This is a genomic window from Yoonia sp. D2-7, from assembly GCF_055809435.1.
Window position 1 is genome coordinate 43,283 of sequence record NZ_JBVVTX010000004.1, and the last position, 20,785, is coordinate 64,067.

Below are 20,785 nucleotides of genomic sequence, written 5' to 3' on the forward strand. Positions count from 1 at the left end.
CTTGCAAATGCAGAGCGTCCTCCCCTGAAAGCGACCCCATTTCACGTTATCAGCATGCTAAATGCTAAAGTTAGTGGATTTGGTTGTGTCGCTTAACAGTTTCTTAACTTTGCTTCGACTTGATCGGCACGGGGGATCACGCGGTGACTCTGCGGAAACCCGCAACAACGCGGTGCACCTCCGCAAAACCGCGTGAACGTCACGCTAATCATGCCCCAAAGTCATGTTCACTTTCTGACCCAGCTTTCTTGAATCTCGCAGCCTGCACGGCGTAGTAGAACCGATACCGGGCATTTTTCACCTACGATTTGCGCCAGCTTTGCGATCTGCGCGTCATCTGCGTCGGTATCCAGAATGACTTTCAGTTCGATCACCGGAAACGGCGTTCCGATCTCGGCCTTACCAAACACCCCGCGGGTGTCAAAATGACCGCAAACGTCAAATTCCATTCCGCGGACATCCATCTTGAGAAGACCAGCGACATAATTCGCGATGACATTTGAACAGCCGATGAAGGACGACAGCATCGTCTCCAGCGGGGTCGCGAATAAATCCGTTCCGCCACGTTCTGGCGGTTCGTCCGTCGTGACCACCTTGCCACGGGCAATCATTTCAGTGCGCGCATGCGTCACCGCGTGTCCGGTTACATCAATCTTGAATAGGTCGGGCATCACATGTGCCATTGCTTTCTCCTATAGTGGAACGACTTTTTTACTTGTGAAAACGGGATCATCAGCACCGGTTCGGCAGGGGTTCGGTTTTACCAATTAACTTGCTACGCATTCGCCCTTGCCTCTACCGAACCAGTTCTGACTTTGGCTGATGACACTGGCCAACCAGCCGAACCGCCTCAAAACAGTGGAAGGCCGGGCGTTTTGACACGGACGCGATACAGCGATGTTGATGAGGTGATGTAGAGATCATTCAGATCCGCGCCGCCCCATGCAAAGTTCGCCGTAAATTCGGCTGTACGGATAACGCCCAATGTTTCACCTACCGGCGTGATCACGTGAATCCCACCGGGGCCTGTGCAATAGACGTTCCCTTTGCTGTCGATCTTCATGCCGTCGGGATGACCCTCGCCTTCGCCCACAGTCACGTCGACCCAAACGTCACCGCCCGTAGCAGAGCCGTCTTCGGCAATCTCGAATTTCCGGATGTGTTTGTGTTCTGTGTCGTTGACGTAAAGCACCGTGTGATCAAGCGAGAAACACAGACCATTTGGCTGAGCAAAATCATCAGCAAGGCGCTTGATCGTCTTCCCGTCTGGTGTGACGCAATAAACGCCCTGCGCGCCCATTTCGAGTTCACGTTCAACGCCAAAGTAATCGAGCCGCCCGTAAGTAGGGTCGGTGAAATAGATCAACCCGTCATTGCGAACTACGATGTCATTCGGGCTGTTCAGCTCTTTGCCATCAAAGTGTGTGGCAAGAGTTGTGATAGAACCGTCCGCTTCGGTACGGGTCACGGCACTGTTTGCATGCTGACAGGTCAGCAAACGGCCCTGCGCATCATAGGTATTGCCGTTGCCCATGTTGCTTGGTTTGCGAAACGACTGAACCTTGCCATCTGCTCCAAGTCGGAACATTTCGTTTCCGGGGATGTCGGAAAATGTCAGGTGTTTCTCGACCGGATGCCAAATCGGACCTTCGGTGAACAGGAAATCACCAGCTACTTTTTCAAGGGTCGCGGCCGCATCGATAATGTCGTTCATGCCTTCGGTACGAACTTCAACCGTCATGAGTTCGCCCTCAGTTCTTTGACCCGCACGCCACCAGAAAACCAATCCTTTTCGTCGATCTCGTCAAAGGTGACCCAGACATTTTCGGCGGGAATACCGGCGGCCTCTGCCAATGACGCGGTGACGTCGGCTTGCACCTTGGCCTTAATGCCATCCGGATCCTTTTCTATAACTTGTTTTACAATGCGGATGTTCACAAACGGCATCTAGCCTCTCCCCCTATGTTCCGACTTGGATCACATCCAAGACAGCCAGTTTTCTAGGAAAACGATTAGAAGAGATGACATCTTCGGTCTGCGTAAAGACGCGCAACATCTATGCGGGAACCCGCAGATTTTCGATTGGGTGTGTTAGTGAGAGGAAGGCGATATCCACGCTTGCAGTTTTTCCTCTTCGCGGCGTAACGCGTCAGCGTTCAAAATGCCCTGCGTTAACGCAAGTGAAATCGCCCGCGTGCGTGAATTGAAACTCGACCCCCATTCCCCTGTTGGAATATCGTCCTTATCCAGCCCGAGCTTTTGATAGAGGCTTTGCAATCTACTTTGCACTCCGCGTAGCGAAACATTCCGCCGTGCTGCCATGGCTTTGTCGGTAAGCCCAAGGCAAAGATCAACGAGCGCCTCGAATTCAAGTTCGCTCAACCCGGACAATCGGTTGTCTGCCCTTTGCTGCACGCCGCGCACTTCGCGGTCGATGACGCATTGTTCCGCAATAAAGACGCCTTGCAGGGCCAGTTTGAGCTGTTCGTCAGGGGCGGATTTCAGAATGTACCCGTAGACTGCGGCGTCGGGCACAATCTTTGTGATACCGCGAATATATGCTTCTTCAGTGTAGTTGGACCAAAACAAAATCTTGGTGGTGGGGGCTTTGGCCCAGATGGCTTTGGCAACGTCGACACCGGTGACTTTAGGCATCTGCAGGTCCAACAGGACGCAATCGTATTCGGCAGACTTGAAGGCCTCAATCGCCGCTGCGCCGTCGCTTGTGAGCGTCAATTCCTGCATTTCGGTGAACGTATCACGCGTCAGCCGTTCCAGAAATGTGCGGTGCAGTTTGTCGTCTTCGGCAATCAGTAGGCGCATGCAGCTTCTCGCTTTACAGAGTTATGTATTGTCACTTTCGACCTGCCCCGCATTCATTGGAACCACAATCATGACTCGTGTTCCAACTTGGCCATCTAAACGTTCGAAAACTACCTTCGCAGATATAAGATCCGTACGCGTCTTGATGTTGCTTATACCGCTGCGGGACTGCAAATCAGCGTCCTGAATACCCGTACCATTGTCGTCGATTGTTACTGTCACATTGTTGTCGGATTGTGCAATCCGCACGTCAATTCGGCTACATTCGCCGTGCTTTAAGGAGTTGTTCACTGCTTCTTGGACAATGCGATATACGGCCGTACGCACAGTGTCTTGCAGTTCGTCCATCTTACCGTTCGACGTATCATTGACATGCATTTCGATCCGACGCTGCATGTTCTTAAGGCATCGCTGCAAATGCGCATCAACGGCTTCTGCAAAACCGAAAAGCTGCAGAACACCGGGTTTCATGTCCTCTACGATTCCGCGGACTTCGTCCAGACAATGATCCAAATCACCCTGGATCGCCGCAATCTCGTCCATAGCGGCTTTTGAACCGCCCTCGACCCGCGACATACGACGACGAATGCGCGATAAATCCGCGAGCGTTTGGTCGTGAAGATCCATTCCCAGCCGCTGCCGTTCGCGTTCCATCCCTTCGGTAAGACGCAATGCGCCAATGCGCAGCGTGCGTTCGCGTGCTGTGGCCTCAAGTTCAGTGATTGCGGAATCTTTCGCTTCTTTGCCCCGTTCCAATGCAAACAGATAGGCAGATACCAGATCGGCGGCACCCTGCGCGAGGACGATCAGATCTTCGCTGTAAAAGTTCTTTTTGTGGCTCGAAATCGCAAGCGAACCGATCAATTCGCCCTGCACCCGCAGCGGCACGACAATACGACTTCGCAGGTTGGCCTCGAAAATTGGTTTGCTGTCCGACCCTTCAAAATGGAAGACGGGATCGGTCCAAGCGTCGTCCGTAAGAATATGCGCGACATCGCCGCGCAGGACGTCGCGGATCGGGCTTTCTTCAGTCGGATTTGCGGGGTTTTGCGTGTGGCTCCATGACGTGTGCATGCGGGCTTCGTAACAAATCTGGGTCCCTGTCGGATGCAGAAGCACAATGTCGAGATGATCGTGTGCAATCAATGCACGCAGACGATTTGCAAAATTCTCGAGAACCAGTTCGTAGTCTGTCGGACCAGCAATCGCTTGTGCAATCGACAGATAACAATCCAAAGCTTCTGCTGCGTTTGGCATAAGAGCATACACCCCCTCTTTGGATGTATTCAGTTGATCATACCTCGACTTTTTTATCAACTTAACCTCTTCATATCCGGCCAGCTTTTGGCATCAAGCAGGTTTAGGCGCTTGCGCAAAAGCACGGGCTAAAGGGCGCAATCCGTCGATTATGGCCTGCATACCATCATAGATCAGCGAGTTGATATCGACCGTTGCCAAAGCTGCCTGATACAGCCGCGCGTTTTCGCGATCCCCGATAATGACGATATCGCGGGCGCGCCACATCTCGCGGACGGCCGCAATTTCAGCGCCAACCAACAAACCGGAAAGATGCGATTTGAGCACTTCATTCGGTGTTCCGTTCAATAGCGTTCTGGGCCGCGCAGTGAATAGATTGGCGGTTAGTTTATCTGGGCATGACATCGCTTCTTGGACGCCTTCGAGAAACGCATTTTCATCCCACGCTGGACTTGTCGTGCTAAAGCGCAGCACTGATTGCTTCGTGAGCAAGCTGAACAACTCGCCGGTCATGAAGGTCGTGAAGTTGTAGATTTTTCCATCCGCGACGCGCGCCCATTTCGAATGGGTTCCCGGCAAACAAAAGCCACCATCAAAGTTCGGATTTTTCGCAAGGTATCCTGCGATCTGCGTTTCCTCGCCCCGCATGACATCCTCTGGTTTGCGCTGGCAGACGCCTGGCACGATGCGCACAGCCAAACGCGGATCATCAGTTGGAACCTGAACGGTTGTTTTTCCATCCACTGGCAGACACGGGGCTTCGGAATATCCTGCGTCCCGCCAGCCTTCCTTTGCACCGACCATACCGCACGCCAAAACAGGGGTGACCCGATCCGCCCGCAGCCAACGGCCAATCACGTCCAGCAAGGTGGGCTCAAATTCACTTGGTATAAGCTGGGACATTCCCATGCTGCTGTGAAACTGATCCACAAGCGTGCCGTCAGCGCCAATCGCATAGGCGCTCAGATTAGTCGTTCCCCAATCAAGGGCGACCCATTGAATTTCCATTTCCACTCCTCCGCCAAGATGACCTTGCCAATCGCCTCGACGTCTTCCGCTCGAAAACCTTTTAGGGCTGCAATCGCGTGTCCTGACAGGTTGTTCATTCTTGGAATTGCGTTCCCATGTGGGTCGCTGTCCTTTGGTCGATTGATGGTTCTTGACCACTGTAGAATGGTCATAAACGGTGCCGTTCGGGGTGGTATCTGCGATGCCCGCAAGAAAATTGCGGAAACCCGCAATGGTGATTTGTTTGCCGGACGGCATACTGCGCGGCTGCCGAACCTGATGTGACGAACGCAAGGATGACCCGTCAAACAGGGATTACATTAGACAATGAACGCGACGTAATACACGCTACCCTGCAAGAAAACGTTGTCGAAACGGCTTCAATCGGGAAAAACAGAATAATATTCCGATTCAGGAAGCGAGTCGCATTGGGAGGTGCAAACGTGGACGTATTAATATCAGTGGTGCTGCCGCTAGGGCTGGCCTTTATCATGTTTTCACTGGGGGTGGGGCTAACAGGTGCGGATTTCTTGCGTGTCGGGCAAAGACCTGTCGCGTTCTTGATCGGTGCCGTACATCAAATCATTCTTCTGCCCGTCGCCGCATATTTTGTCGTGACTGCCTTTGGGATTTCCGGTGAACTGGCCGTCGGTTTCATGATCCTTGCCGCATGTCCGGGTGGCGTCACCAGCAACATCATCTCGCGTTTGGCGAAGGGCGATGTGGCCTTATCGGTATCCCTGACCGCCGTGATCAGTCTGGCGAGCGTGGTGACGGTGCCTATCATCCTTAGCTTTGCGCTTATGACATTTTTGGGGGCAGATGCGCCGGACCTCGACATCGCTTCAACCGCCTTCACAATGTTCTTGCTGACTGTGGTGCCCATTCTTTTGGCCCTTGGGGTACGCCGTTTGGCACCTGATGCCATGACGCGGATCGAACCGACGCTGACACGGATTGCAACGGTGTTATTCATCATCATCATTTCTGCCGCTTTGGCAGCAAACTGGGATGCGTTCGTCGCGAACCTGCCAGAGCTTGGGCCAGCATCGTTGGCACTGGTGGTGGTTTTGACCACGATCGGGTTCTTTGTGCCCCGTTTGCTGGGCCGGAGCCTGAACGAAAGTAAGACGGTCTCGATCGAGACCGGCATTCAGAACGGCACCTTGGGAATTGCGATTGCCGCGATCATCGTAGGCGGCGCAGAGGGCTTTGGCCCGTATTCGCTACCATCTGCTGTCTATAGCATCTTGATGTACGTAATCTTGGTCCCCGTCATTTTTGTCTATCGTCGCTTGAAATAAGCAGGAGAAATACGTTGGAAACTTCTGATGTCATCGTTGTGGGTGGTGGGCTCGCCGGTTTGGTTGCAGCCGCAGAGCTGGCGGATCGCGGCAAGTCCGTCACGATCATTGACCAAGAACCCGAGGGTTTCCTTGGTGGTCAGGCCTTTTGGTCGCTTGGCGGTTTGTGTTTGATCGACACGCCAGAGCAACGCCGGATGGGCGTGCGTGATTCACGCGAGTTGGCGATGCAAGACTGGATGGGCAGCGCGCAGTTTGATCGCCCAGAAGACAAGTGGCCGCGTAAATGGGCCGAGGCCTATGTCGACTTTGCTGCGGGCGAAATGCGCCCTTGGCTGTATGAACAGGGCATGCGTTGGTTCCCGATTGTGGGCTGGGCTGAGCGCGGCGGCGGCTTTGGGTCTGGCCACGGCAATTCGGTCCCGCGCTTTCACCTGACATGGGGAGTCGGGCCTGGCACGCAAGAACCGTTTGAAAGACGTGTCCGCGAACATGAAAAAGCGGGGCGTATCACGCTGAAGTTCCGGCACCGCTGTTCTAATATCATCATGGAAAACGGTGCCGCCAAAGGTGTCGCAGGTGAAATTCTAGCTGCCGACACTGCTGAACGTGGGCAAAAGACCAATCGCGATATCGTGGGTGATTTCGAACTACGCGCCGCTTCGGTGATTGTGACGTCTGGCGGGATCGGCGGGGATTTCGATCTGGTGCGCAAAAGCTGGCCGGTGGATCGGTTGGGACAACCACCGAAGGAAATGGTGGCAGGTGTCCCTGCGCACGTTGATGGACGTATGGTAGCTATCAGTCAGGCGGCCGGTGGTAATCTGATCAACGCGGACCGCATGTGGCACTACACCGAAGGCGTCAAGAACTGGGACCCGATTTGGCCGAACCACGGCATTCGCATTCTGCCGGGTCCATCGTCGATGTGGTTTGACGCAAACGGCAACCGCTTCCCGCCGCCCGGACTGCCCGGCTTTGACAGCCTTGGCACCTTGAAGATGATCCAAGATACCGGTTTCGATTATTCATGGTTCATCACGACTCAGAAGATCGTGAAAAAAGAATTCGCCCTTTCGGGGTCGGAACAGAATCCTGACTTCCGCGACAAATCATGGAAAGAAGTCCTGAAGCAGCGCATCTTTAATAAAGCTGCGACACCTGCTGTCGAAGCGTTCAAAGAGCATGGTGAAAACTTTGTTGTGGCCGACACGCTGCGCGAACTGATCGCGAAAATGAACGATCTGACAACGGACGATTTGTTGTCGGTGGACAAGATTGAAGCCGAAATTCGCGCACGTGATGCGCAGGTGGATAACCCGTTCACGAAAGACGTGCAGATGATGGCGATCCATGCGGCGCGCAATTACAAAGGCGACCGCTATCAGCGTACCGCAAAGCCGCATAAGATCCTTGATCCGGCGAATGGCCCATTAATCGGTGTGAAGTTGAATATCATCACGCGCAAAACGCTTGGCGGGCTGCAAACTGACCTTAACAGTCAGATGTTGGATGCGTCGGGTGCTGTCATTCCGGGTCTGTTTGCTGCGGGCGAAGTCGCGGGGTTCGGCGGCGGCGGTTATCACGGTTACAACGCGCTTGAAGGAACGTTCTTGGGCGGCTGTATCTTTTCTGGACGGCAAGCGGGCCGCGCGGACACAATCGCCTAGTCGTCGGTCAGGTAATGCGCAAGGTACGCTTCTAGCAGGGTCGAAAGCTCTGCTGAATAGGGGCGGGATGTATCGCGGTCTGGTTGGGTCGCGATCAAATCCTCCATCGCAAGTGCTACCTGCACCGTCGTGTTTGCGACAACGGCCGGGTCGCCGCCATGAAATCCGTCACCACCTTGTGCCCAACGGGCGCGTAAAAACACGACCAATTCATCGTGGTCGTCGTCTTCGACGGCCACGGTTTCCCGATTTGCCATGAACCGCATGAGCAACGGCCGGTAATAGGGGTGCCGCGCAATGTATTTGCGTTGCTTGGATAGAACTGCGCCCAGCCTGTCGCGCCAACCCGGATAGGTCTGTTCATCTGCAAAGACTGCAAAAAGCGCCTCGCGCAGCTCACTTGCTGATTGCAGGTAAAGTTCGCGCAAAAGATCGTCGAGTGTCGGGAAATAGCGGTAGATGGAACTGACAGGAATGCCCGCGCGTTTCGCAATGACCGTCGTCGACAAATCTTGCAACTTATCCGTCGCAAGATAGTCGGCCGTCGCACGCAGTATATCGTGAACACGGCGTATCGCGCGTTCTTGCTTTGGGGTGTCACGGCTCCGTAACGGGCTAAAGGACAGTTCGCTCATAATCCAACCTCTCGTAACAACTGCTGCGACGCAACTGGCCCGACGCTGTCACCCGTTTCTGCTGATTTCACAAGTCGTACCAGCGCACTGTTGACCGGTGTCGGAATTTTGTGATGTCGTCCCAATGTGGCAATTTCACCCGAAAGTATGTCAATTTCTGTCAAACGTCCCGTCTGTAAATCGCTGGCCATTGACGTCATTGCGGACCGGTCCAGACGTTGTTTGCGGAGCACCACAAGCCGAAATAGCCATGTCGGTGCGCGCAGCATACGTGCGGCAAGTCGCGGGTTATTCGGGCCTACTTGTGCCCAACCGATGCCTGCTTGATCATAGACCTTCAATGCTTCTGCAATAGCAGCGGACAGCACCAAACGATAGCCGCGATCAAGCAGCATGTCGTAAAGCGGAATGCCCGCGAGCGCATTGATCGGATTGGCGAGGTTCAACAACAGCTTCCCATATTGGATGGGCGTCAGATCCGGATGCAGGTCGATTTCTACGCCTGCTGCAGCCAACCATTCGGTCGCCGGATGGCGTTGCAAAGCAATGTTGCCAGCGCCTGTGCGATGCAAATGGGTGTTGCTTTGCCAGACGACATTGTAAGGCACCATCCCCGCGAGACAATGCCGTTCGGGCAGGGATTTGCGCAGAAGGCGGACAGGTGCGACCCCGTTCAATAGCGACAGGATTGGCGTCTTTTCAGCGCTATGTGCGCGGATGGCATCAATCGCGTCGGGCAGCGCGCCAGCTTTATGCGTCAAAACGATCAAGTCAGCCTCGGAAAGGATTTGGGGATCATCTGTGATGTGAAGCCCACCGGGGGCGACGTTGACGTTATGCCCGCCGGAAAGGTCCAGCGCGTGATCACGCAAGGCGGAAAGCCGTGAAGGACGCCCGATCAGCGTGATACGCCCACCCGCCGCCGCAACCGACGACAACCAAGCCGCACCAGTGTAGCATCCAATGGCGCCCGCGCCGAAAAATACGATGTGCATAGCATCCTCTCCCTTGAACCTTTGCGATTTAACAAAAGCCGTAACGTAAAACAGAATTATATTCTGTTTTTCTTGCAGCGAAAGCCATTTACCTTCAAATCCAACGTAAGGTTACGTTTTGTCGGACCAATGACCAGACAGCAGTAGGAGATGACTATGGATTTTCAGCCAAGCGCGAGGTGCCAAGACTTGCAAGAACGATTGCAAGACTTCATGCGCGTTGAGGTCATCCCGCATGAGGCCGACTACCGCGCCCAGTTGCGTAGCCTGAATTCTGGGTCTGATTGGAAAACGTGGCAAGTTGTTCCAATGATGGAAGACTGGAAATCCAAGGCACGCGACGCGGGGCTATGGAACCTCTTTCTGCCTGACGACAAATTGGCCCTAGGGCTGAGCACCCTAGAATACGCGCCATTGGCCGAAACCATGGGCCGTTATCCGTTCAGCGCCGAGATATTCAACTGTAGCGCCCCAGACACCGGAAACATGGAAGTGCTCTGGCATTTCGGGTCAGACGCACAAAAACAGGAGTGGCTGACACCACTTCTTGCGGGCGAAATACGGTCTGTGTTTTGCATGACCGAACCGAATGTGGCGTCATCTGATGCCCGCAATATCAGTGCGTCGATTACGGAAGATGGTGATGAACTGGTGTTGAACGGTCGCAAATGGTGGTCCACGGGAATTGGTCATCCAAATGCAAAACTTGCGATTTTTATGGGGATATCGGACCCGGACGGCGACCCCCATGCCCGTCATTCAATGGTGCTGGTGCCGCTTGATACACCGGGTGTCACGATCGAACGGATGCTGCCGACAATGGGCGAATATGATCCGCCTGCCGGACATGGCGAGGTCAATTTCGACAACGTGCGCGTCCCGAAAGAGAACCTTATTTTGGGTCTCGGCAAAGGTTTTTCTATCGCGCAAGGCCGTCTTGGACCGGGTCGCATTCATCATTGTATGCGCGCCATTGGTGCTGCGGAACGCGCTTTAGAGCTGATGATCAACCGTGGCAGCAAACGCGAGGCTTTTGGAAAACCCTTGATCGCGCTTGATGGCAATCGCGGACAGGTCGCGGATGCGCGGATGGCCATAGATCAGGCCCGTCTGCTGACGCTTTATGCGGCGTGGAAGATTGACACTGTTGGCGCTAAGGCCGCGATGAGCGAGATTTCAGCTATCAAGGTTGTTGCGCCGAACATGCTTCAGGACGTTGTTGATAAGGCAATGCAGATACATGGCGGCCAAGGTCTGACTCATGAAACGCCGCTGGCCGATTTGTGGTTGATGGCGCGTGCCTTGCGCTACGCCGATGGGCCAGACGAAGTCCACCGCGCCATGGTCGCGCGTCAGGAACTGGCCAAATACCGTGGGAAAAACGCATGAGTGCGCGTCGTGTTTTCATAACGGGGGGCGGCGCGGGCCTAGGGCGTGAATTTGCGCGCCAACTGGCCGCCAGCGGTGCAAAAGTCTGTATTGGCGATATCGACGCCGTAGCCGGAGTAGCCACCGCAAAAGAAATCGGCGGACATTTCATCAAGTGCGACGTGCGATTGGAAACAGATTTGCAGGCTGCCGCCCGTTGGATGAAGACGGAATGGGGCGGGGCGGATCTGTTGATCAACAACGCCGGTGTCGCACAAATGGGAACACTGACAGACACGCCTGTGGGTGACTGGCAGTGGATCGTTGAGATCAACCTGTTGGGGACCGTACGCGGATGCAAAACCTTCGCGCCGCTCTTGGCCGAAACGCGGGGCACAATCCTGAACATTGCGTCTATGGCGTCCTTCCTGCACCTGCCTGGGGCAGGGGCATATAACGCCACCAAGGCGGCGGTCTTGGCTTTGTCGGAAACGCTTATGCTTGAGCTTGAACAGGATGGGATCACGACCCATGTCGCCTGCCCAAGCTTCTTTCGGACCGGCCTCGCGCAGAACATGCGTGCCGGTGACGACAAAGCCCGCGCAATGACGGAACGTTTGGTTGAACGGTCCAGAACCAGCCCCGCCGACGTTGCGGCAGCGATCCTCGAAGGTATGGAACGCGGCGAACCACGCATTTTCATCGACAAACGCACGCGTAAGGCGCTGCGGATGAAAAACTGGTTGCCGTTTTCCCGCTATCTGGGCGGGTTGCGCAAGGAGGTTGCCAAACTGGATGCGCGCATGGCGCGTGTCATGAAAGGACAATCGACATGAGCATTGATCAAGCGGGTGCCATTCGGGATGGCGAAGAACTGGACCTCGATCTGTTAGGTCCTTGGATGTCGCAAAACCTGCCACACTTGCAGGGACGTCCTGAGGTCACCCAATACGCTGGCGGCGCTTCGAATTGGACGTACCGCCTGAAGTTCGACAACGATGATCTGATCCTGCGTCGTCCGCCAACGGGCACCAAAGCCAAAGGTGCCCATGACATGGGCCGTGAATACCGCTTGCAACGGGCGCTACAGCCGGTTTTTTCGTACGTCCCCACTATGCATGCCTATTGCGAAGATCCGGCTGTCATCGGCGACGAATTTTACGTGATGGAGCGTCTGAACGGGATCATCCCACGCAAGAACCTGCCGCGCGATGTGTCCCTTTCACCGGATGAAGTGCGCACCCTGTGCACCAATGTGTTGGACACCTTGATCGCATTGCACAAGGTGGACCACGTTGCCGCGGGTCTGGATACGCTGGCAGCCGGTGCTGGATACACGCAGCGCCAGATCGTGGGTTGGTCCAAACGGTATCGCGACGCCCGCACATGGAACGTTCCGCGCGGCGAAGGTATCATGCGGTGGTTAGAGGCCAATCTGCCCGAAAATGAACGCCTTTGCCTGACACATAACGATTTCCGCTTTGACAACGTCGTCCTTGACCCGTCCGAACCAACCCGCGTGATCGGCGTTCTGGATTGGGAACTTGCCACGATCGGCGATCCGCTGATGGATCTTGGCAATACACTGGCCTACTGGGTCGAGGCGGGTGATGATCGGCTGGCACGTGCAACGCGGCGGCAACCAACGACCCTGCCGGGCATGCTGACCCGTGACGAAGTGATTGCCTACTACTGCGACGCCATGGACCTGCGCCCTGAGAGTTTCACATTCTATCAGGTCTACGGGCTGTTCCGCCTGTCCGGCATCGTGCAACAAATCTACGCCCGCTATCATAAGGGCCAGACGAAAAACCCAGAATACAAACGCTTTTGGGTCTTTGTGCATTACCTGCACCACCGTTGTCGCAAATTGATCCGTAAGGCTGGCTAAGATGGCACGTGTTCATTTGATACGGCACGGGCAAGCCAGCTTTGGCGCGGACAACTACGACGCCCTTAGCGCAAAGGGTCACGATCAGGCCAGTCATTTGGCAAAGGCGGTGTCGCGGCCAGATCAGCTGGTCAGCGGAACAATGCAACGGCACCGCGAAACCGCCGCGCCATTTGGCCCTGCGAACACGGACGCCGGATGGAACGAATTTGACTATTTTGATGTTCTTGCGGCCTATCGGCCCGAATTGAACAGCCCTGCTGCCTTACGCGCTGCCTTTGCAGACGCGCCCAATCCGAAACGGGCCTTTCAAGACGTTTACGACAAGGCGACAACGCGTTGGGCAGACGGTGCGTATGACGGTGATTACGTTGAAAGCCGCAGCGTTTTTCGCAAACGCGTGCGCGATGCCATGACGACTTTGGTGGCTGAACTGGGCAAGGATGACACCGCCTATGTCGTGACCTCTGGCGGCCCCATAGCTGCGATTGTGCAGGATGTGCTGGGCCTGACTGAGCAAGCAACACGCGCCATGGAACATGTGCTTGTCAATTGCGGCGTCACGACCCTTTCTGTGCGGCCCGGCCATACGCGCCTGATCAGTCTTAACGAACAGCAACATCTGGGAGCAATTGATGCCGACCTCATCACATTCCGCTAAAGGCGTCATTCTAATCACTGGCGCAAGTTCCGGGCTGGGCGCAGGCATGGCCCGTGAATTCGCAAAGCGCGGGTATGATCTGGCGCTTTGCGCGCGCAGGTTAGACGCGCTTGAAGCATTGAAAATCGAATTGTCGGGTACCCGCGTTGAATTGGCAGCACTCGATGTGACTGACCATACGGCGGTTTTTGAAACGTTCCGACAGTTTCGCGACAGTTTCGGGCGGCTGGACAAGGTGATCGTCAATGCAGGTATCGGAGAAGGTGCGCCAATTGGCAAAGGTGGGTTCGCGAAAAACCGTGCCACGCTTGAGGTCAATCTGATTGCAGCGCTCGCGCAAGCCGAGGCGGCGATGGAAATCTTCCGTGATCAGAACGCCGGTCATTTGGTGTTCATGTCCTCCATGAGCGCGATCCGCGGCATGCGTGGCGCGATGACAAGCTACGCCACCAGCAAAGCGGGTCTTGCCCACCTTGCAGAAGGTCTGCGCCTAGAAATGCTACATAAGCCAATCAACGTAACGACCCTTATGCCCGGATACATTCAATCCGAAATGACCCAAGGGCAGGATACATCAAAGACCCCGTTTATCATTGATGGCGCCAAGGGTGCGCGTCTGCTGGCCGACGCCGTTGAGTCTGGGCGCAACCATGTGACGGTCCCGCGTTGGCCGTGGCGCGTTCTGGGCGCGGCGATGAAAATGCTGCCACTTTCATTGCTGCGACGTGTGACATAACTCCGTCTTTCGGGCGTTAGCCCAACCTTAAACGGGGCCCGTCATTGCAGGCATTTGCAGTGTTTCAATCGCTGCAAATGCGCAAATCCCAGTTCAGTCTGTAGCAGGGCATATTTCACGAAGCCGTGAGAGCCTAGATGTTGGCGAGAATTATCTTGCCAGATACCCTATCTACTAGTAGGTTCATGTATATTGAAAATGAAATGGAGACGACCACGATGAAGATTTATGACACCGAAGGCTTCCCGAACCCTGCACGTGTGCGCATCGCACTTGCCGAAAAAGGTGCAACAAACGATGTAGAATTCGTCGCGGTTGACGTCATGGGCGGCGAACATCGCACAGATGCGTTCAAAGCAAAGAACCCAGATGCGGTCGTGCCTTGTCTTGAACTGGCTGACGGCAGCCATATTTCCCAGTGCACTGCGATCACCGAATACATCGACGGCCATTTTGAAGGACCATCCTTGACAGGCGAGACCCCAAAAGAACGCGCGCAAGTGTCGATGATGAACCTACGTGCTGAAAATGGCCTGCTGAACGCGGTTGGCGCTTATTTCCATCATGCGACTCCCGGCCTTGGCCCCGATCTGGAAACCTACCAATGTGCTGAATGGGGCAACAAACAAAAGGAAGTTGCCGGTCAGACGATGAGCTATCTGAACGAAGTTTTAGCTGACAATGCCTATTTGGCCGGCAATAAATTCTCGATGGCAGACATCACTGCTTTCGCAGGTTTGGCATTTGCCGACTTTGCCAAAGTAGAAATCCCGCAAAGCCTATCAAATCTTAATGCATGGCGCGCCAAAGTTGCTGCGCGTCCAAGCATCGCGGGCTAAGCTGCCTCCACTCAGGTCGAAAGGACAAAACAATGGAACTTAACGCTGACTTTTTTCAACGCGTGGTCGTTCACTCTGATCAGCTTGAGTGGAACGCATCGCCCATGCCCGGCGTTGACCGGCGCATGCTGGATCGCATCGGCGGCGAAGTGGCCCGTGCGACAACTATCGTGCGCTATGCACCGGAAAGCAAATTTTCGGCCCATACCCATTCGGGTGGCGAAGAATTCATCGTGCTGGATGGTGTGTTTCAGGACGAACATGGTGATTTTCCAGAAGGCACCTATGTGCGCAACCCACCCACAACATCCCACACACCGGGGTCAGAGCAGGGGTGTACGATCTTTGTGAAGCTCTGGCAGTTTGACATGGAAGACCGCAATCAGTTCCGCAAAAATATGGCGGACGAATTGGCAGCGCCGGTTGATGGTGTCGCTACGGCCCAGCTGCACAGCGATGACCGTGAAAATGTTACCTTTAGCCACGTCGATGCGGGTGCTGCGTTGAACATGTCGGATGATGGTGGGATTGAGATGCTTGTCATCGCAGGATCGCTGACAGAGGGCGGTGAAACGCTTGGCAAAGGTGCATGGTTGCGCTTGCCCGAGGGGAAGGCATTGTCTGCGGTTGCTGGGGCTCAGGGCGCAAAGGTTTGGGTCAAATCCGGCCACTTGCCACATGCAAAGCCACCGGCTGTCTGATGGCTACGCAAAAAAACTGGCGCTTGTCGCCGGCGCGGGGGCTGGCCTTGGTCAGTCCCTTCTTGCGCGTTTTGAGGCAGGTGGGTTCACACCTGTTGGCCTTGGTCGCACGCAACCTGGAACCACCGTTGGCGCGTTCCATACACTTGATATGGCGGATGACACAGCCGTGCCTGACGTCATTTCAGGGATCATCGCAGAACATGGCACGCCAAGCGTCGTCATCCATAACACTGCTGAACTAGTCATTGCGCCATTTGGTGATACGACGCTTGCGGACTACCAGCGCACGTGGACATCCATGGTGCAAACGGCTGTTTTACTTGCGCAATCAACGTTGCAACCGATGGTACGGGGTGGGGGCGGTACGTTTATCGTTTCCGGTGCAACGGCGTCTTTGCGCGGTGGTGCAAAGTTTTCGGCTTTCGCGAGTGCCAAGTTCGCGCTGCGCGGGTTGACCCAATCGTTGGCGCGTGAATATCAGCCTGCGGGTGTGCATGTCTGTCATGCCATCCTTGACGGGATCATCGACACACCGCGGTCGCGCGACCTGCACAGCCTTGACCCTGCGAAGATGATGAAACCCGAAGACATCGCCGAAACCTATTGGCAATTGACCCATCAGCCCAAATCAACGTGGACGCACGAGCTGGATCTTCGTCCAGCAAGCGAAGGATTCTAGCCCATGACAACTATGATCATCGGCGGTGGTCTGTCGGGCCTTGCGTTGGCCGACATGCTGGAAACCGCAGGGCAGGATTATATGTTGCTAGAGGCGCGCGACCGATTTGGCGGGCGGATCATGACGGAACATCACGGGGCAGGGTACTTTGATATGGGGCCCGCGTGGTTTTGGCCCGGCCAACCACGGATTGCTGCCTTGATCCAACGGTTTGGTCTGGAAAAATTTGACCAATTTTCTGACGGTATTCTGACATTCGAAGATGAACGCGGGAACGTCGAACGCGGCCGCGGCTTTGCATCAATGCAGGGGTCTTGGCGCTTGAAAGGCGGATTGGCTGCGTTGACGCAGACATTGGCGGACCGCTTACCGGATGCGCGAAAACAGCTGAATGCCCAAGTGGCGTCTTTGGATAAGAACGCAGCAGGGGTCGTTGCGACGTTGACCAATGGCGATACCATCCAAGCGGACCGTGTCGTTTTGGCCTTGCCGCCACGGGTTGCAGCGGAGATCAAATTTACCCCGGCACTTCCGGATCAAACGATTGCGTCAATGCGGTCCATCGCGACGTGGATGGCAGGGCAGGCCAAGGCAGTCGCGGTCTACGACACCCCGTTCTGGCGCAACGACGGCCTATCCGGCGACGCGATGAGCAGAACCGGTCCGATGGTCGAAGTCCACGATGCGTCCCCAGCGGACGGTGGGCCTTACGCGTTGTTCGGCTTTATCGGCGTCCCGCCACAAGGACGCGCTGATGAACAAGTGTTGCGGCAACATTTGTTTGCGCAACTGGGTCGTTTGTTCGGGCCACAAGCCGCGGAACCTGCCAAGCTGTACATTAAAGATTGGGCGTTTGATCCGCAGACGTCGACCGCAGCTGACCAAGCCCCGCTTCACGCGCATCCGACCTATGGGTTAACGCGCGCGATGGTCGGGCTTTGGGATGATACATTGCTCTTTGGCGGAACCGAAGTTGCCCCGCAGTTTGGCGGCTATATCGAAGGTGCTTTAGAAGCGGCGGAAAACGTATTAGCAAAGCTTAGGGTCAACGATACGCGGGATACAAATGCCAACTGATACAAAAACCGCTTTGCTGGATTCTGCGGAACGGGCTGCGCGCACGCGCGGCTTTGACGGGTTCAGTTATGCCGATTTGGCGCAGGATGTCGGCATTCGCAAGGCCAGTATCCACCATCATTTCCCGACCAAGGCCGTCCTGTCCGCCGCTTTGATGGAACGGTATTACAACGATCTGAAAGCCGTGTGCGAAGACATCGATCTAAGCCAGAAAACGGGCGGCGCGCGGCTTACGGCACTAATCGATCGCTACAGAACGGCGCTGGATGGCGGCAAAAGCCTGTGTTTGTGTGTGTCGTTTTCAACCAGTCGCGAAAGCCTGCCCGCAGAGGTGATCGCCCAAATCGGCCGCTTTCGTGAAATGATCATCGCCTGGACAGAGACCGTTTTTGCAGCAGGCCAGACCGACGGAAGTATCGCACGTGTCACCGATCCGGCTGTCGAAGCGGCGGCAGCGCTACCGCTTCTGGAAGGCGCACAGCTTGCTGCGAGGGTGGAAGAAAACCCCGCACTATTTGACAGTGCAGTGCGCATTTTAACCCAACGCCTGTAATCATTTGATCACTGAATTTGCTCGCAAGAAACGACGCGCCCCTTGCGAGACATGCCATTTATTCCGTCGGCGCAAAGTCAAATTCGCTGTCGGAATACATGAAGAATTCGCAAGGCGTGTCAGAAACACATGCTTTGGAATGCGTTTCACCTGCGCCCACAGCCCAATACGATCCGGGACCCATAATAGGCGCATTTTCTTCGCCGTTGAACGGATTGGTCATCTGGCCCTTCAAAACAATTGCGCGGTAGCTGTGCAAATGCGTGTGTTCAGGTGTTTCAAAATTCGCAGGGAATTGGCCAAAGGTGCCATGCGGCCCAGTCGCGCGGTCGCCATAGGCGTTGGCAAAATTGATCGGGCCCATCACGTTTTGAAAGACCTTGTTTTCTTCTTGTAGAACGGCAGACGTCACCGCGTCATCAGCGATAACTGTGCTTGCTGCCATGACAAACAGGGCAGACAGAATTGGCAATGATTTCATGGGAATTACTCCTGTTGGGTTTTGTTTAGTCTCGTATTTGGGCCACCCGACATGTGTCAGGCGGCCCAAACGGGGGACTTAGGACGCAGCTTTGATTTGCGCGACGGCTTCTTCGGTGGACCAAACAGCGTTGGCCATGTAGCGGAAGTTGATCAGCGCGGCGAGGTATCCATCACCTTCGGGCAGCATGGCAGCAGCGGTCGCATCACGGACAACGGCCACTTCAAAACCGTCCTCAAGCAGCTCACGCATGTGCGATTCCGTACACAGGTTCGCGGACATACCGGCCAAGATAACCTGATCGACGCCTTGTTTGCGCAACTGAAGTGACAAGTCATTCGTGTCGTTGCCGTAAACCTTGTGCGGTGACGTGACGATTGTTTTGCCGTCGTTAATGTATTGCTTGTACTGAGGCATCCAATCTGCGCCTGATCCTTCGAACCCGTCAAGGTTCAGCGGACCCGGGCGGTCAAACATGCCAATGTTATGCATCAGCTTTTCCAGCGCGCCTTCAAATTTCCAGCCGTGATCGGTCGGATAGTAGTAGTGCGGGGATACCGCGACTGTCAGATCAGCGGCCTTAGCGGATTTGAAAAGCGTTTCGATGTTGTTGACCGTGTTATGTTCTTCGACGCTGGCACCGATCACACCCCAAGTCACTCCTTCTGGATGCAAGAAATCGACCTGTGGGTCTGTGACGACAAGAGCGGTACGGCTGAGGTCCAGCTTCATAGTAGACGGTGGCAGCGCAGGTTCGGCAGGCGGGGCGTAGGGGCTGGCAGATTGCGCTTGGGCTGCAGTTGTTGTGGCGACCGCGGCTGCTGCAGCAACGGAGCTTGCAACGCCACCGCGCAGGGCAGCCCGACGTGTCATCCGGCCGTGGTTGTGGTTTGGATCATCGCATTGGCACATAGTCTGTTCCTTTCAGTGCTTGTGTGACATCAAGCTATGGTTCCCCATGTGCCTTTACGTCTTCAAAATGTGCCTTTTCTTTGAATTGGGTGCCCTTTCGTCCAGAATGCGGTTAAGAATCTGGGCATGAGATACGATCACATATTCGATGAACTTGAGATAAAGACCGATCCGTTTGCCCTATGCGAACTTAGCGGGGCGTGCAGCCTTGGGCTGGGGCGCGATGCATCGGCGACACTGCATTATATTTTGTCCGGTGATGGGGAGATCACGTTCAAATCGCGTCCCCCATTGAAAGTCGCGCGTGGTTCTCTTGTCTTTATTCCGGCACTGCAGAAGCATACCCTGAACAACTTTGGCACCGGCGGGGACCCTATCCCCGATTGCAAACCTGCGGAGATGAATCTGTCGCGTCTGATGGCGGGAACTTGCGAAACACAAGCGGGGCAGATGACCGCGCTTTGCGCCCATGTTGGCGTCGGATTGCGCGGTGTCACCGACATCATCGACCTGATCAAAGAACCATTGGTGGAACATGTGTCGTCGTCCCACCGCATGCGGCCTACTTTGCAGATGTTGTTGCACGAACTGTCCCATCCGGGGTTGGGAAGCCGCGCGATGATCAAAGCTTTGCTGATGCAATGTATGATCGCGATGCTGCGCGAACGCCTGTCATCTCAGGATGCTGCATTTCAATGGATGGCAGCGCTTGCCGATCCGTCGGTCTGGAATGCGCTACGGCTGATGTTGGATGCGCCGGGCGATCCGCACACCGTCGAAAGCCTTGCTGACAGCGTCCGGATGAGCCGATCTGCCTTTGCCAAACGCTTTGCCGCTGCATACGGATCAGGACCGATGGAGCTACTACGCGAACTGCGTATGCGCCGTGCTGGCGTCCTACTGCGCGACACAGATCTGCCGGTGAAACGTATCGCAGAAATGGTAGGCTTCGCATCGCGCAGTGCTTTCACACGCGCTTTCGAAAGCCAAGCCGGGCTATCGCCACGGACATTCAGAACGGCACAGCAATCCTAACTCCGCCTGTCTTTGCGAACCGGCGCTCTGATGACAAGCGCCTGCACAAAGCAATTTGGGCCACCCGTTCGAGGTGGCCCAAAGTTACGTTCTTACGCGTTTGTGGGGTCGCGCGCTCAATTGATGTCGCAACTTTGTTCGCGTCCCAAGACAGCCC

At 55.2% G+C, this 20,785-nt stretch carries 23 protein-coding genes; 13 read left to right on the forward strand and 10 right to left on the reverse strand.

Going from position 1 to position 20,785, the window contains the following annotated elements; translation table 11 throughout:
• Positions 1-227: 227 nt before the first annotated feature.
• The 6 genes from AC0L7R_RS18615 to AC0L7R_RS18640 form a co-directional block, all read right to left on the reverse strand.
• Positions 228-683, reverse strand: coding sequence for an OsmC family protein (locus AC0L7R_RS18615; protein WP_247129589.1), 456 nt, complete (start codon positions 681-683; stop codon positions 228-230).
• 167 nt (positions 684-850) lie between these two features.
• Positions 851-1,741: an SMP-30/gluconolactonase/LRE family protein gene (locus tag AC0L7R_RS18620; protein WP_473660784.1), complete on the reverse strand. Its 891-nt coding sequence runs from the start codon at positions 1,739-1,741 to the stop codon at positions 851-853.
• On the reverse strand, positions 1,738-1,947 hold the full coding sequence (locus AC0L7R_RS18625) for a tautomerase family protein (RefSeq protein WP_473660785.1): 210 nt from the start codon (positions 1,945-1,947) through the stop codon (positions 1,738-1,740). The genes AC0L7R_RS18620 and AC0L7R_RS18625 overlap by 4 nt, the downstream gene beginning before the upstream one ends.
• 144 nt (positions 1,948-2,091) lie before the next feature.
• Complete coding sequence (locus AC0L7R_RS18630) at positions 2,092-2,823, reverse strand: response regulator transcription factor (RefSeq protein WP_348108469.1); 732 nt, start codon at positions 2,821-2,823, stop codon at positions 2,092-2,094.
• A 21-nt stretch (positions 2,824-2,844) separates the two neighbouring features.
• The gene (locus tag AC0L7R_RS18635; RefSeq protein WP_473660788.1) at positions 2,845-4,080 is read right to left on the reverse strand and encodes an ATP-binding protein; all 1,236 of its coding nucleotides are present in this window, start codon (positions 4,078-4,080) and stop codon (positions 2,845-2,847) included.
• Positions 4,081-4,173: 93 nt separating this feature from the next.
• Positions 4,174-5,088: a 2-dehydro-3-deoxygalactonokinase gene (locus AC0L7R_RS18640; protein ID WP_473660789.1), complete on the reverse strand. Its 915-nt coding sequence runs from the start codon at positions 5,086-5,088 to the stop codon at positions 4,174-4,176.
• 443 nt (positions 5,089-5,531) lie between these two features.
• Between AC0L7R_RS18640 and AC0L7R_RS18645 the strand changes: the two genes are divergently transcribed.
• Both AC0L7R_RS18645 and AC0L7R_RS18650 read left to right on the forward strand, forming a co-directional pair.
• Positions 5,532-6,392 carry a bile acid:sodium symporter gene (locus AC0L7R_RS18645; RefSeq protein WP_473660791.1) on the forward strand — a complete coding sequence of 287 codons (861 nt, stop codon included), beginning with the start codon at positions 5,532-5,534 and terminating at the stop codon, positions 6,390-6,392.
• Between the two features lie 14 nt (positions 6,393-6,406).
• A complete protein-coding gene (locus tag AC0L7R_RS18650; RefSeq protein ID WP_473660793.1) occupies positions 6,407-8,062 on the forward strand; it encodes an FAD-binding dehydrogenase in 1,656 nt (551 codons plus the stop codon).
• On the opposite strand, the gene AC0L7R_RS18655 is transcribed toward AC0L7R_RS18650, so the two are convergent.
• Together AC0L7R_RS18655 and AC0L7R_RS18660 are read right to left on the reverse strand one after the other, a co-directional pair.
• Complete coding sequence (locus AC0L7R_RS18655; protein WP_473660795.1) at positions 8,059-8,697, reverse strand: TetR family transcriptional regulator; 639 nt, start codon at positions 8,695-8,697, stop codon at positions 8,059-8,061. The two genes, AC0L7R_RS18650 and AC0L7R_RS18655, sit on opposite strands and share 4 nt — an antisense overlap.
• Positions 8,694-9,692, reverse strand: coding sequence for a 2-dehydropantoate 2-reductase (locus AC0L7R_RS18660; RefSeq protein WP_473660797.1), 999 nt, complete (start codon positions 9,690-9,692; stop codon positions 8,694-8,696). The genes AC0L7R_RS18655 and AC0L7R_RS18660 overlap by 4 nt, the downstream gene beginning before the upstream one ends.
• A gap of 156 nt (positions 9,693-9,848) precedes the next feature.
• Between AC0L7R_RS18660 and AC0L7R_RS18665 the strand changes: the two genes are divergently transcribed.
• From AC0L7R_RS18665 to AC0L7R_RS18710, 10 genes are all read left to right on the forward strand, one after another.
• Positions 9,849-11,081, forward strand: a complete 1,233-nt coding sequence (locus AC0L7R_RS18665; RefSeq protein ID WP_473660799.1) for an acyl-CoA dehydrogenase family protein — start codon at positions 9,849-9,851, stop codon at positions 11,079-11,081.
• Positions 11,078-11,896 carry an SDR family NAD(P)-dependent oxidoreductase gene (locus AC0L7R_RS18670; protein ID WP_473660801.1) on the forward strand — a complete coding sequence of 273 codons (819 nt, stop codon included), beginning with the start codon at positions 11,078-11,080 and terminating at the stop codon, positions 11,894-11,896. Before AC0L7R_RS18665 ends, AC0L7R_RS18670 begins: the two co-directional genes overlap by 4 nt.
• Positions 11,893-12,951 (forward strand): phosphotransferase, encoded by a 1,059-nt coding sequence (locus AC0L7R_RS18675; RefSeq protein WP_473660803.1) that lies wholly within the window; start codon positions 11,893-11,895, stop codon positions 12,949-12,951. Before AC0L7R_RS18670 ends, AC0L7R_RS18675 begins: the two co-directional genes overlap by 4 nt.
• Before the next feature lies 1 nt (position 12,952).
• Complete coding sequence (locus tag AC0L7R_RS18680) at positions 12,953-13,612, forward strand: histidine phosphatase family protein (RefSeq protein WP_473660804.1); 660 nt, start codon at positions 12,953-12,955, stop codon at positions 13,610-13,612.
• Entirely contained in the window at positions 13,587-14,348 is a 762-nt protein-coding gene (locus AC0L7R_RS18685) for an SDR family oxidoreductase (protein WP_473660806.1), read from the forward strand. The genes AC0L7R_RS18680 and AC0L7R_RS18685 overlap by 26 nt, the downstream gene beginning before the upstream one ends.
• Before the next feature lie 218 nt (positions 14,349-14,566).
• Positions 14,567-15,187: a glutathione S-transferase family protein gene (locus AC0L7R_RS18690; protein WP_247129574.1), complete on the forward strand. Its 621-nt coding sequence runs from the start codon at positions 14,567-14,569 to the stop codon at positions 15,185-15,187.
• Between the two features lie 32 nt (positions 15,188-15,219).
• A complete protein-coding gene (locus AC0L7R_RS18695) occupies positions 15,220-15,888 on the forward strand; it encodes a cupin domain-containing protein (RefSeq protein ID WP_473660808.1) in 669 nt (222 codons plus the stop codon).
• Positions 15,866-16,570: an SDR family NAD(P)-dependent oxidoreductase gene (locus tag AC0L7R_RS18700; RefSeq protein WP_473660810.1), complete on the forward strand. Its 705-nt coding sequence runs from the start codon at positions 15,866-15,868 to the stop codon at positions 16,568-16,570. The genes AC0L7R_RS18695 and AC0L7R_RS18700 overlap by 23 nt, the downstream gene beginning before the upstream one ends.
• A 3-nt stretch (positions 16,571-16,573) precedes the next feature.
• Positions 16,574-17,647 carry an FAD-dependent oxidoreductase gene (locus tag AC0L7R_RS18705; RefSeq protein ID WP_473660812.1) on the forward strand — a complete coding sequence of 358 codons (1,074 nt, stop codon included), beginning with the start codon at positions 16,574-16,576 and terminating at the stop codon, positions 17,645-17,647.
• Entirely contained in the window at positions 17,637-18,200 is a 564-nt protein-coding gene (locus AC0L7R_RS18710; RefSeq protein WP_473660814.1) for a TetR family transcriptional regulator, read from the forward strand. The genes AC0L7R_RS18705 and AC0L7R_RS18710 overlap by 11 nt, the downstream gene beginning before the upstream one ends.
• A 58-nt stretch (positions 18,201-18,258) precedes the next feature.
• Here the strand turns inward: AC0L7R_RS18710 and AC0L7R_RS18715 are convergent, their stop codons facing one another.
• Together AC0L7R_RS18715 and AC0L7R_RS18720 are read right to left on the reverse strand one after the other, a co-directional pair.
• Positions 18,259-18,681, reverse strand: a complete 423-nt coding sequence (locus AC0L7R_RS18715; RefSeq protein ID WP_473660816.1) for a DUF4437 domain-containing protein — start codon at positions 18,679-18,681, stop codon at positions 18,259-18,261.
• Between the two features lie 78 nt (positions 18,682-18,759).
• Entirely contained in the window at positions 18,760-19,593 is an 834-nt protein-coding gene (locus AC0L7R_RS18720; protein ID WP_348106957.1) for a cysteine hydrolase family protein, read from the reverse strand.
• 126 nt (positions 19,594-19,719) lie between these two features.
• Here AC0L7R_RS18720 and AC0L7R_RS18725 point away from each other — a divergent pair, with 126 nt between their 5' ends.
• Positions 19,720-20,628 carry a helix-turn-helix domain-containing protein gene (locus AC0L7R_RS18725; protein WP_247129567.1) on the forward strand — a complete coding sequence of 303 codons (909 nt, stop codon included), beginning with the start codon at positions 19,720-19,722 and terminating at the stop codon, positions 20,626-20,628.
• The last annotated feature ends 157 nt before the right edge of the window (positions 20,629-20,785 follow it).